At 70.6% G+C, this 11,848-nt stretch carries 12 protein-coding genes; 7 read left to right on the top strand and 5 right to left on the bottom strand.

From position 1 onward, the window contains the following. Positions 1 to 59: 59 nt before the first annotated feature. Positions 60 to 383 (bottom strand): nucleotide pyrophosphohydrolase, encoded by a 324-nt coding sequence (locus tag AC1RAD_RS06970; protein ID WP_492734275.1) that lies wholly within the window; start codon positions 381 to 383, stop codon positions 60 to 62. On the opposite strand from AC1RAD_RS06970, the gene AC1RAD_RS06965 reads away from it, so the two are divergent. Further along, positions 366 to 1,061: a nucleotidyltransferase domain-containing protein gene (locus AC1RAD_RS06965; RefSeq protein WP_492685919.1), complete on the top strand. Its 696-nt coding sequence runs from the start codon at positions 366 to 368 to the stop codon at positions 1,059 to 1,061. The genes AC1RAD_RS06970 and AC1RAD_RS06965 overlap by 18 nt on opposite strands. Next, the gene (locus tag AC1RAD_RS06960; protein ID WP_354343216.1) at positions 1,045 to 1,473 is read left to right on the top strand and encodes a hypothetical protein; all 429 of its coding nucleotides are present in this window, start codon (positions 1,045 to 1,047) and stop codon (positions 1,471 to 1,473) included. Before AC1RAD_RS06965 ends, AC1RAD_RS06960 begins: the two co-directional genes overlap by 17 nt. On the opposite strand, the gene AC1RAD_RS06955 is transcribed toward AC1RAD_RS06960, so the two are convergent. The 3 genes from AC1RAD_RS06955 to ppk2 form a co-directional block, all read right to left on the bottom strand. After that, positions 1,422 to 2,915, bottom strand: a complete 1,494-nt coding sequence (locus AC1RAD_RS06955; protein WP_492734274.1) for an MFS transporter — start codon at positions 2,913 to 2,915, stop codon at positions 1,422 to 1,424. The genes AC1RAD_RS06960 and AC1RAD_RS06955 overlap by 52 nt on opposite strands. 72 nt (positions 2,916 to 2,987) lie before the next feature. Further along, a complete protein-coding gene (locus AC1RAD_RS06950) occupies positions 2,988 to 4,022 on the bottom strand; it encodes an extracellular catalytic domain type 1 short-chain-length polyhydroxyalkanoate depolymerase (protein ID WP_070061595.1) in 1,035 nt (344 codons plus the stop codon). Between the two features lie 49 nt (positions 4,023 to 4,071). Then, positions 4,072 to 4,998 carry a polyphosphate kinase 2 gene (ppk2, locus tag AC1RAD_RS06945; RefSeq protein ID WP_174543625.1) on the bottom strand — a complete coding sequence of 309 codons (927 nt, stop codon included), beginning with the start codon at positions 4,996 to 4,998 and terminating at the stop codon, positions 4,072 to 4,074. Between the two features lie 194 nt (positions 4,999 to 5,192). Between ppk2 and AC1RAD_RS06940 the strand changes: the two genes are divergently transcribed. Then, the gene (locus AC1RAD_RS06940) at positions 5,193 to 6,227 is read left to right on the top strand and encodes a transporter (protein ID WP_144004458.1); all 1,035 of its coding nucleotides are present in this window, start codon (positions 5,193 to 5,195) and stop codon (positions 6,225 to 6,227) included. 21 nt (positions 6,228 to 6,248) lie between these two features. Here AC1RAD_RS06940 and AC1RAD_RS06935 read toward each other — a convergent pair whose 3' ends face one another. Next, entirely contained in the window at positions 6,249 to 7,193 is a 945-nt protein-coding gene (locus AC1RAD_RS06935) for a LysR family transcriptional regulator (RefSeq protein ID WP_307694626.1), read from the bottom strand. Between the two features lie 106 nt (positions 7,194 to 7,299). Here AC1RAD_RS06935 and AC1RAD_RS06930 point away from each other — a divergent pair, with 106 nt between their 5' ends. From AC1RAD_RS06930 to AC1RAD_RS06915, 4 genes are all read left to right on the top strand, one after another. Continuing rightward, the gene (locus tag AC1RAD_RS06930) at positions 7,300 to 8,286 is read left to right on the top strand and encodes a Bug family tripartite tricarboxylate transporter substrate binding protein (RefSeq protein ID WP_492734273.1); all 987 of its coding nucleotides are present in this window, start codon (positions 7,300 to 7,302) and stop codon (positions 8,284 to 8,286) included. Positions 8,287 to 8,295: 9 nt separating this feature from the next. Further along, positions 8,296 to 9,870: a GMC family oxidoreductase gene (locus AC1RAD_RS06925; RefSeq protein ID WP_492734272.1), complete on the top strand. Its 1,575-nt coding sequence runs from the start codon at positions 8,296 to 8,298 to the stop codon at positions 9,868 to 9,870. A gap of 132 nt (positions 9,871 to 10,002) precedes the next feature. Beyond that, positions 10,003 to 10,860 (top strand): 3',5'-nucleoside bisphosphate phosphatase, encoded by an 858-nt coding sequence (locus AC1RAD_RS06920; protein ID WP_062482136.1) that lies wholly within the window; start codon positions 10,003 to 10,005, stop codon positions 10,858 to 10,860. Continuing rightward, entirely contained in the window at positions 10,857 to 11,834 is a 978-nt protein-coding gene (locus AC1RAD_RS06915; protein WP_095946657.1) for a DMT family transporter, read from the top strand. Before AC1RAD_RS06920 ends, AC1RAD_RS06915 begins: the two co-directional genes overlap by 4 nt. Positions 11,835 to 11,848 lie beyond the last annotated feature (14 nt).

Genomic DNA, 11,848 nt, shown 5'->3' with positions numbered 1-11,848 from the left:
AGGAGTCTGCGGAACGCACCACAAAGGGGAAATACGCCGGGTGGCGTACACGGAGGTACTCAGGCGGGCGGCGGGGCCGGGTACTTCACGGCGTTGGCGAGCATCTTGTGCTTCGCTGCCTCGACCGGATCGATGCCGAGCTTGTCGGCCAGTTGCAGCAGGTAGAGCAGGACGTCCGCGATCTCGGTGCCGATCTCGGCGCGCTTCTCTTCAGGCAGCGCCCGGCTTTGCGCTTCGGTGAGCCACTGGAAATGCTCGAGCAGCTCGGCCGCCTCGACCGACAGCGCGGCGGCGAGGTTCTTGGGGGAGTGGAATTGCTCCCAGTCGCGGGCTTGCGCGAAGTCGCGCAAGGCCTGGGTCAGCGATTGCAGGTCATCGGCCATGGCATTCCTGTAGGGTTGGAGAAACCCATTTTGGGCATTAACATACCCAAAATGGGTAAATTGAAATCACCGGCACCGGTTGTCGAGAAGTCCGCCAGCCTGGCGGACGCCTTGTTCACGACCACGCAGCAACGCGTGCTGGGCTGTCTCTTCGGGCAGCCGGACCGGAGCTTCTTTTCCAGTGAATTGATCAAGCTTACCGGTGCGGGCTCGGGCGCAGTGCAGCGAGAACTCCAGCAGCTGACCGACAGCGGGCTGCTCACGACGTCGCGTGTCGGCAACCAGAAACACTACCGCGCGAACGCGGACGCACCGATCTTCGAGGAGCTGTGCAGCATCGTGCGCAAGACCTTCGGGCTCGCGGGCCCGCTGCGCGATGCACTGGCGCCCGTGGCCGACAAGATCGACGCGGCCTTCGTCTTCGGCTCGGTGGCCAAGAAGAGCGACACCGCCGCCAGCGACATCGACCTGCTGCTGATCAGTGAAGAACTTGCCTATTCGGACCTCTTTCTCGCCCTCGACGCCGTCTCTGCGCGCCTCGGCCGTACAGTGAACCCGACCCTGTTCACGAGGAAAGAACTGATGCGAAAGCTCAAGGACGGCGAATCTTTCGTCACGCGCGTCATGGCACAGCCCAAGCTCTGGGTGATCGGCGACGCGCATGCCCTCCCCGCTTGACAACCTGTGCGGCCCGTCGAAACCGCTGACGGCCGAAGCACCCGATGCGCGCGAATTCGCGGGCCTGCTTCGCTCCGGACTGGCTCGCCTGGCCGATGCGCAGGTCACCCAGCTCTCGCTGGAAAGCCGCTTCGATCTGGCCTACAACGCGGCACACGCCTTGTGCCTCGCTGCACTGCGATGGCACGGCTATCGATCGGGCAACCGCTTCATCGTCTTCCAGGTGCTGCCGCACACCCTGGCGCTGGGGCCGGAAGTCTGGCGCGTGCTGGCCAAGGGGCACGAGATCCGCAACCTCGGTGAATACGAAGGCGACATGAATATCGACGAACGCATCGTTCGCGACCTCATCGTCGCCTGTCAGCGCGTGGCCTCGGCGCTGTCCGACTTGCCCCCGCCTGCCACCACCTGACGCTGTCGCACGCCTGCGCGATGCAACACGGCCACCAGCAAGGCCGTGCCCATCAGGTAGAGCAACGCGACGCCGAGCGCGCTCGCATGGCCTGCGACGTCGCCGCCGTGCCCCAACTGCCCATAAAACAGGATCCCCACCAACGCCACCCCCAGCGCATTGCCCGCCTGCTGCACCATCGACAGCACGCCCGAAGCCACGCCCGCGTGCTGCGGCGGCAGGCCGGCCAGCACGGTGGACACGAGCGGCGCCATCACCATGCCGAGCCCCGCGCCCTGCACGAACAGCAGCGGCACCATCCACGCCACGACATGCGCATGGCCCGGCCAGCCGGCCACGTTGGCGCACTGCAACGCATGCCCCGCCGCGAGCACGAGGGCGCCGAGCGCGATCGGGGGCGTGCCGCCGAAGCGGCGGGCGATGCGGGCGCCGGCCATCGAGGTCGCGAAGAAGCCGACGGCCAGCGCCGTGAAGACGATGCCCGAGTGGAGCGCGCCCAGCCCCATCCCCTGCTGCAGGTACAGCGCCAGCACGAAGTAGAACGAGGCGTTGCCGGCATAGAAAGCCAGCGTGGTGAGCAGCCCGGCCACGAAGCGGCGGTTGGCGAGCAGCACCGGCGCCACCAGCGGCGCACCGCCGCGTGCCGCAAGGCGGCGCTGCTGTCCCGCGAAGAGGCCCCACAGCGGCACGGCGGCGGCCAGGTACAGCCAGCTCCACAGCGGCCAACCCTGCTGGCGCCCTTCGACCAGCGGCAGCACCACGGCCACCGAACCGGCCGCGACCAGCGCCATGCCGGCGAGGTCGAGCCGGCTGTCGCCCCGGCCCTGCGCCAGCGGCGGCACCACGCGCGGCGCGAGCACCAGCGCCAGCAGGCCAATGGGCACGTTGATGAGAAAGCAGCTGCGCCAGCCGAGCCCCGCGAGGTCGGCATGGATCAGCGCGCCGCCCACCAGCTGCCCCAGCGTGGCCGCCAGGCCCAGCGTGAGGCCGTAGGCCGCGAAGGCGCGCGTCCGGTCTTCGCCCGCGTAGGCCAGGCCGATCATCGCGAGCACCTGCGGCTGCAGCAGCGCGCCGGCCAGGCCCTGCAGCAGGCGCGCGGCCACGAGCAGCCCGGCGTTCGGCGCCACGCCGCAGGCGGCCGAGGCGAGCGTGAACAGCAGCAGGCCGAGCATGAACATGCGGCGCCGGCCGAACAGGTCGCCCAGCCGCCCGCCCGTGACCAGGCCCGCGGCAGTGGCCAGGCCGTAGCCCGCCACCACCAGCTGCAGCGTGCCCGCGCTGGCCTGCAGGTCGTGCTGCATCGATGGCAGCGCGACGTTGACGATGAAGAAATCGAGCACCACCAGGAAGGTGCCGCTGAGCATGACCCACAGGCCCAGCGGGCCCGGTGTGGCGGACGCGATCGATGGGGCAGAAGAAACGGCAGGGTTCGAGGAGGTCATGGCCCCCACTGTCGGCACCGGCCGGCATCGCGGCAATGACCTGCGAGGTCATGCGCGCAGGGCGCCGCGCGCTCAGCGCTTGTCGAACTGCGCGGACGCAAAGGCCCACGTCATGCGCGTGGCGTCGGGCCCGAGCGGGTCGCTGAACAGCTGCCCCCGCGACCCGCCGCTCCACGAGTGGCCGAGCCCCGCGATCTCGCACAGCGTGACCAGCGTGCGGCCCTGGCGCTTGAAGTCGGTCACGCGCATGGCACGGCGCTGGCCGCGTTGCAGGTCGCGCGCCATGCCGGCGTGCGCGCCCACGGCGGTGGCCCAGACGGCCGCGCTGCTCATCGCATTGCTGGGCGCCACCACGGCGTCGGCATCGCCGTGCAGCACCAGCATCGGCGGCAGCGTCGTGAAGACGGCCGCCGCGCCCATGGCCTTGCCGACCGCGGTGACGGGCATCGGCGGCACGTGCTGTCCGCGCATGGCGCCGAGCGCGGTGGCCGATGACTTCGCGGCGCCGGGCGCCACGCCCGAGTGCATGACCACCGCGCGAAAGCGGTTCGGGTAGCGCGTGGCCAGCAGCGCCGCCATGCTCGCGCCCGCCGACAGGCCAGCCACGGCCACGCGGTCGCGATCGACGGGGTACAGCATGCAGGCCTGGTCGACGGCGGCCATCAGCGTGGCGGCCTCGGCGTCGGCCTTGCCGGAGCGGCGCTCGTACCAGTTCCAGCAGCCCTGCGGATGGGCGATGCGGTCCTGCTCGGGGTAGAGCACGAGAAAGCGCTGGCGCACCGCGAGCGCGTTCATGCGCGTGCTGGCCGCGAAGTCGCGACCGGTCTGGCCGCAGCCGTGCAGCATGACCATGAGCGGGAGTTTCTCGCCGGGCTGCAGCACCAGGTCGGCCGGACGGAACAGGTGATAGCCGCGCGCCCCGCCCGCGCCCATCGCCATGCCGCTGATCCAGTCGCCCTTGCCGGGCGGCGGCTTGAGCCGCTTGGCGGTCGCGCGTTGCACCTGGCCGGCCACGCGCTTGCCGTTGCTCAGCGTGAGCTTGGTGAGCGCCTTCAGGTTGCGCTCATAGGCGCGGGCGAAGAAAGAAGCGGTGGAGCGACGGGCCATGGCGCAGTGTGCAGGCAAAGCGCCGGGCGGCCAAACGGCCGCGAAGCCTTCAGTAGATTTCCGGCACGATCATGCTGGCGGGGACGGGCTGGCGCAGGTAGTCGTCATGCCGCTCGCGCGCCGGCAGCTCGACCGGCGCGTGCGCCACTTCCTGGTAAGGCAACTGGCCCAGCAGGTGGCTGATGCAGTTCAGGCGCGCCTTCTTCTTGTCGACGGCCTGCACCACCCACCACGGCGCCTCGGGGATGTGGGTGCGCTCCAGCATGATCTCTTTCGCCTTGGTGTATTCCTCCCAGCGGCGGCGGCTCTCGAGGTCCATGGGGCTGAGCTTCCACTGCTTGAGCGGGTCGTGGATGCGGCCCAGGAAGCGCATGTGCTGCTCGTCGTCGGTGATGGAGAACCAGTACTTGATGACCTTGATGCCCGAGCGCACGAGCATCTTCTCGAACTCGGGCACGGTGCGGAAGAACTCCTCGTACTCGTCGTCGCTGCAAAAGCCCATCACGCGCTCGACGCCGGCGCGGTTGTACCAGCTGCGGTCGAACAGCACCATCTCGCCGGCCGCCGGCAGGTGCGCCACGTAGCGCTGGAAGTACCACTGCGTGCGTTCACGGTCGTTGGGCGCGGGCAGCGCGGCCACGCGGGCCACGCGCGGATTCAGGCGCTGGGTGATGCGCTTGATGACACCGCCCTTGCCTGCCGCGTCGCGGCCTTCGAAAAGAATGACCACCTTCTGCTTGCTGTGCTGCACCCAGTCCTGCAGCTTGACCAGCTCGCCCTGCAGGCGAAAGAGTTCCTTGAAATAGGCCTGGCGCGCCGCCTTGTCGGACACGGAAGACACGGCCGAGCCGGGGTCGAGCCCGTCGAGGTTGCGGTCTTCGATCTCCAGTTCGAGTTCTTCGTCGTAGCTGTCGATCAGGTCGCGGGCGATGCGTTGCATCAGGTCTTCGTGGTCGGGAAGTGCGCTCGTCAGCATGATGAAAAGGGGCAAGAGTGGCGGGTAGACAAAAAGCATGCTGCCCCCGCCGCATGACGGCGGCGTGACGGTTTTGCGGCTGTTTTCTGTAAGCCGACACGCCGTTGTCACATGGCACGAACACCATCCGGGGCATGCTGGCAGCCCGCCAAACGGGCGTCTGCCTGTTCACATGTCTTTTCTGACCACGCACCTTGTCGGTATTTCATGACCTCGCCGCGCAGTCCTATGGCGGCGACGAAGCCGGGCTGATCTGCGGCTACCTGTTCGACGCCGCGGCGCCGGAGCCCGCGCGGGCCATCGATTCGGCGCAGGCCGCCGCGTGGCTGGCGGATGCCGGCCAGCTCGGCGACAGCAACGCCTACGTGTGGCTGCACTTCAACCTGAGCCATGCGCACGCCGAACGCTGGCTGGTGCGGCACGCCGCCCTGTCGGACACCTTCTACGAGACGCTGCACGAAGGCCTGCCCTCCACGCGCATCGAGCGCGCCGACGACTCGCTGATCGCGGTCATCAACGACGTGCACTTCGAGTTCAGCTTCGAGCCCTCGGACATTTCGACGCTGTGGATCAGCGTCGGCCCGCGCCTGGTGGTCACGGCGCGCACCAAGCCGCTGCGTTCGGTCGACGCGCTGCGCACGGCCGTGAAGGCGGGCGAGGCGCCGCGCTCGAGCACCGAGCTGCTCGAGCACCTGCTGCGCGCGCAGGCCGACGTGCTGGTGAAGATCGTGCGCGGCGTCACCTCGCGCATCGACCGCATCGAGGACGAGCTGCTGGCCGGGCGTCTGGACCACAAGCGCGCGCGCCTGGGCGTGCTGCGCCGGCTGCTGGTGCGGCTGCAGCGGCTGCTGGCGCCCGAGCCGGCCGCGCTGTTTCGCCTGCTGCAGGGTCCGCCGGCCTGGATGGCCGAGCCCGACGTGCAGGAGCTGCGCGGCTCGACCGAGGAGTTCTCGGTGGTGCTGCGCGACATGCAGGCGCTGCAGGAGCGCATCAAGCTGCTGCAGGAAGAAATCGCCGCCAACGTCAACGAGGACAACAACCGCAGCCTGTTCGTGCTGACGGTGGTCACGGTGCTGGCGCTGCCGATCAACATCCTGGCCGGCCTGTTCGGCATGAACGTGGGCGGCATTCCGCTGGCGGAGCACAAGCACGGGTTCTGGATCGTGGTGGCGATCGTCGCCACCTTCACCGCCGTGGCCGCCTGGACGGCGTTTCGCAAGAAGCGCTGAGGCGCCGCAGCGCCGGCCCGGTCAGTCCGACGACGGCAGCGGCGCGGCGGCCGCGTCCTGCATGCATTGCAGGAAGACGCGCGTGGGCGTGTTCATCGCCTCGCTGCGCAGGCGGAAGGCGCACATGGGGCCGCGCAGCAGTTCGCCCGGCATGGCGATGCGGCGCACGAGCCCGCGCCGCTCGAAGTCTTCGGCGTAGTGGTTGGCGGTGGCCCACAGCAGGCCCGAGCTGCGCACGAGGTGCAGCGCGAGCGGGGCCGAGTCGGCCTGGATGTCGGCCGGATGCGGGCCGCCCGGGCGGCGGTGCACCGACAGCATGCGGTCCAGCTTGGGCCGCAGTGGCGTGCGGTGCGGCGGCAGCACCCAGCGCTCGTTGGCGGCCTCGGCCCAGGTCGGCGCGCGCTTGAGCGCCAGCCGGTGCCGCGGCGCCGCCACGATGCTGCTGAACTCCTCGTACAACGGCGTGACCTCGACGCGGTTGAGGTCGACCGTCCACTCCGCGTGCGCGAGCATGAGGTCGATGCGCCCGTCCTGCAGCGCGCCGTGCAGGTCCTCGATCTCCAGCGTCTGCACCATCGGGCGCACGTGGGGCAGCATCTGCGAGGCCTGCAGCAGCGCGGCCGCGAGCCGCTGCGCCGAGAACACGGGCAGCACGCCCAGGCGCAGCTCGCCGCTCACGCCCACGCGCAGGTCGCGCAGCGACTCCTCGGCCAGCATCAGCTCGCCCAGCACGCGGTCGGCGTGCCGGACCATGCTCAGCCCCGCCGCCGTGGGCGCGATGCGCTTGGTGGTGCGCTCGAACAGGCGCACCTGCAGCGTGGCCTCGAGCTGGGCCAGCGTGCGCGACAGCGCGGGCTGGGTGGTGTTGAGCAGCTCGGCCGACTTGCTCAGGCTGAGCGTGCGGCCCAGCTGGCTGAGCAGCCGCAGCTGGCGCAGCGTGAGGTTTCGTTCCAGGAAGGAGGCCATGGCCATTTATATCGGCAACGGTATGAGTACGCTCGGATTTCTCATTTGTCGCCCTCCCCCGGCCTGCCCAGAATCCGCCCACCCCCTGGCACCCCGGAGACCCGCGATGACCGAACCGACGAAGCGATTCCTTTGCGCCGCCCTCATGGCCGCTGCCCTGCTGGCCGGCCTGCTGCCCGCCGGCGCCGCGGCCCAGGCGTACCCGTCCAGGCCCGTGCGCCTGATCGTGCCGTGGGCGCCCGGCACGCCGGCGGACGTGGCTGGCCGCGTGGTGGCCGAGCGCATGGCGGGCGGGCTGGGCCAGACCGTGTTCGTCGAGAACCGGCCGGGCGCGGCCGGCACCGTGGGCCTGGGCGAGGTGCTGCGCCAGCCGGCCGACGGCTACACGGTCTACATGCTGTCGTCGGCCTCGCTGGTGGCGCCGCTGCTGTTCCCGGGCCAGTCGCTCGACCTGCTCAAGAGCCTGGAGCCGGTCGGCATGACGGCCTGGAGCTACAACGTGTTGGTGGCGCCCGCCGGCTCGGCGCTGGGCTCGCCGCGCGAGCTGGAGGCCGCGGCCAAGGCGCGGCCGGGCACGCTGAGCTTCGGCTCCGGCGGCAACGGCACGCCGGCGCACCTGGCCGGCGCGCTGTTCGCCCAGCAGACGGGCAGCCAGCTCACGCACGTGCCGTACAACCAGTTCCCGATGGCGGTGGGCGACCTGCTGGCCGGGCGCCTGGACACCATGTTCCTGACCGCCTCCGCCGCATTGCCGCAGATCCAGGCCGGCAAGCTGCGCGCGCTCGCGGTGACCGGCGCGCACCGCCTGCCAGCCCTGCCCGCGGTGCCCACGATGATCGAGCAGGGCTACGCGGGCTTCGAACTGCGCTCCTTCGACGGCATGACGGTGCGCAGCGGCACGCCGCGCGAGATCGTCGAGCGGCTCGGCGACGCGCTTGCCAAGGCGCTGGCCGCCCCCGAGGTGCGCGAGCGCCTGGCCACGCTGGCGCTCGAACCGGAGCCGATGACGCCGGCGCGCTTTCGCACCGTGCTGGCGGCCGAGTCGGACAAGTGGTTGCGCCTGGGCCGCAACGCCGGCATCAAGGCCGACTGAGCGCGCGCGATGCAGGCAGACATCGTGATCGTCGGCGGCGGCTCGGCGGGCTGCGTGCTGGCCGCCCGCCTGAGCGAAGACCCCGCGCTGCAAGTGGTGCTGGTCGAGGCGGGACAACCGTCGCGCAACCCGTGGCTGCGCATTCCCATCGGCTACTTCAAGACGGTGGGCCACCCCCGGCACGACTGGCGCTTCGAAACCGACCCCGAGCCCGACATGGCGCAGCGCCGCCTGCCCTGGCCGCGCGGGCGGGGGCCGGGCGGCTCCAGCCTGATCAACGGCATGCTGTACCTGCGCGGCCATCGCGCCGACTACGACCAGTGGGCCGCCCTGGGCAACCCGGGCTGGGACTGGGACAGCGTGCGCCCCTACTTCGACCGGTCGCAGCCCGCGGCCGATGGGCCGCTGTGGGTGTCCGCGCTGCCGCGCGATGCGTTGTCCGACGCCTTCATCGCCGCGGCGGCGCATGCCGGCATCGCACCCACGTGCGACTTCAATGGCGGCGACAACAGCGGCGCCGGCTACTTCCGGATGACGACGCGCCACGGCCGGCGCATGGACACCGGGCGGGCCTTCCTGGCGCCGGCGCGGGGCCGGCCCAACCTGCGCGTGCTGTCGGGCGCGCAGGCGACCCGCGTGTGCTTCGAGGGGCGGCGTGCCGTCGGCGTGGACTGTGTGCGCGACGGCAAGGCCGAACGCGTCTCGGCGCGGCACGAGGTGATCCTGAGCGCCGGTGCCATCCAGTCGCCGCAGCTGCTGCAGCTCTCGGGCGTGGGGCCGGCCGGGCTGCTGGGCCGCCTGGGCCTGCCGGTGGTGGCGCCGCTCGAGGGCGTGGGGCGCAACCTGCAGGACCACCTGCAGGTGCGGCCCAGCTACCGCTGCCAGGGCATCGAGACGCTCAACGACATCGCCCACAGCCGCTGGCGCAGCGCGCGCGAGTTCATGCGCTACCTGCTGACGCGCGGCGGCGCGCTGAATGGCGGCGTCTACCGCGCCGGGGCCTTCTTTGCGGCGGGCGACGAGGCCGCGGGGTGGCCCGATGCGCAGATCCACTTCGGGCTGGTGAGCTTCGAGCGGCCGCACCAGCCGCCGCATCCGTTCCCGGGCGTGACGCTGTCGGCCTGCCTGCTGCGCCCGCACAGCCGCGGCGAGATCATGCTGCGCTCGGCCGATCCGCTGGCGGCGCCGTCGATCCAGCCGCGCTACCTGTCGCACGAAGCCGACCGCGCGCTGGCCGTGCGGCTGGTGCGCAAGATGCGCGAGATCGCCGCCGCGCCGCCGCTGGCGCGCTACCTGGCGCAGGAGCACGAGCCCGGGCCCGCGCTGGCCAGCGACGCGCAGCTGCTGGACTGGGTGCGCCGCCGCGGCGGCAGCATCTTCCATCCGGTGGGCACCTGCGCCATGGGTCCCGCCGACGACGGCGCCGCGGTGGTCGATGCCCGCCTGCGGGTCCATGGCCTGCAAGGGCTGCGCGTGGTGGACGGCTCGGTGATGCCGCGGCTGGTGTCGGGCAACACGAACGCGCCGATCATCATGATCGCCGAGCGCGCCGCCGACCTCGTCAGGCACGACCTGCGCGCCTGAGCGCGAACGCGCCGCCCCGCAGGACGGCGCGCGCCAGGCCGCTTGGGCGATGAGGTTAATGCTATTTATCTAGTAGCAGACCGAAGCATCCACACGCCGGTGTCGGCGGGCGAGAGCGCCTAGAATCGGCCGGTGTCTTCTACTCTCAATGCCGATCTTCACTGCCACTCCGTGGTCTCCGACGGCACATTGACGCCCGAAGCGCTGGCCGCCCGCGCCGCCGCCAACGGGGTCGAGCTCTGGGCCCTCACCGACCACGACGAGGTCGGCGGCCAGCACCGCGCCGCCGCGGCCGCGCGCGAAAACGGCATGCGCTACCTCACCGGCACCGAGATCTCGGTGACCTTCGCGAACGAAACCGTGCACATCGTCGGCCTGGGCTTCGACCCGGACGACGCCGCCATGTCGCAGGGCCTGTACGACACGCGCGGCGGCCGCGGCAAGCGCGCGCAGGAAATGTCCGAGGGGCTGGCCAAGGTCGGCATCCACGGCGCCTACGAAGGTGCGCTCAAGTTCGTCGGCAACCCCGAACTCATTTCGCGCACGCACTTCGCGCGCTTCCTGGTCGAGCAGGGCCACTGCCGCGACACCCCCGAGGTGTTCCGCAAGTTCCTCACCGAAGGCAAGCCGGGCTACGTGCCGCACCGCTGGGCCTCGCTGAAGGACGCCGTGCACTGGATCACCGCCGCCAAGGGCATGGCCGTGATCGCGCACCCGGGCCGCTACAAGTTCACGGCCAACGAGGAGTACGCGCTGTTCCTCGAATTCAAGGCGCACGGCGGCCAGGCGATCGAGGTCGTCACGGGCAGCCACACGCCGGCCGAGTTCGTCGAGTACGCCGACAAGGCGCTCGAGTTCGATTTCGCCGCCTCGCGCGGCAGCGATTTCCACAGCCCCGACGAGAGCCACTGCGATCTCGGCAAGCTGCCACCGTTGCCCGGCAGCCTCACGCCGGTGTGGGAACTGCTCGGCCACCGCATCCAGCAGTGAGCCAGAGCCCCGGGCCCGGCATCGACAACGCGGCCAGCGCCGCGCTCGCCCAGGCACGCGCCGCGGCGCAAACCCGCCGCCGCACCGAATCCGAACGCATCCTGGCAGGCATCGGGCTGGTCATCCTCGCGGTGGCCTGCTTCGCCACGCTGGACACGGCCACCAAGTACTCGACCCTGGCCGTGCCGATCCTCATGGGCGTGTGGTTCCGCTATGCCTTCCAGGCCGTGGCCACCACGCTGGTGCTGCTGCCGCTGCGCGGCACGGCCCTGCTGCGTACGCAGCACCCGCGCTACCAGGCGCTGCGCGGGGCGCTGCTGCTGGGCTCGAGCCTCTTTGCCTTTTTGAGCCTGCGCTACATGCCGCTGGCCGAGTTCACGTCGATCGTGCTGATCGCGCCGCTGGTGATCACGCTGCTGGCCGCCACCACCCTCAAGGAGCAGGTGTCGCCGCTGCGCTGGACGCTGGTGGCCGGTGGCTTCATCGGCACGCTGGTCATCCTGCGTCCGGGCGGCGGCAGCTTCAGCTGGGCCGTGCTGCTGCCGCTGGGGCTGGTGCTGACCAATGCCTGGTTCCAGGTGCTCACCAGCAAGCTCGCGCAGACCGAGAACCCGCTGACCATGCACTTCTACACCGGCTGGGTCGGCACGCTGCTGGCCTCGGTGGCCGTGCCCTTCGCCTGGACCGCCCTGCCCTCGTGGGAATGGTGGGCGCTGCTGTGCCTCATGGGTTTCATGGGCACGGTGGGACACTTCATGCTGATCCTGGCCTACCAGCGCGCGCCGGCGTCCACCCTCACCCCGTACCTGTACGCGCAGATCGCCTTTGCGATGCTGGGCGGCTGGCTCATCTTTTCCCACGTGCCCGACCGCTTCTCGCTGATCGGCATGGCGATGATCGCCGTGTGCGGCGCCGCCGGCGCGTGGCTCACCGTGCGCGAGCGGCGCGTGCCGATCGAACCGGCGGAATCCTGATCAGGAGCAATTCA

It is taken from the genome of Variovorax sp. GW823-FHT04B03 (genome assembly GCF_058796495.1).
The sequence above is the reverse complement of the archived record's forward strand: the minus strand, read 5'-3'. Positions and strand labels throughout refer to the sequence as shown.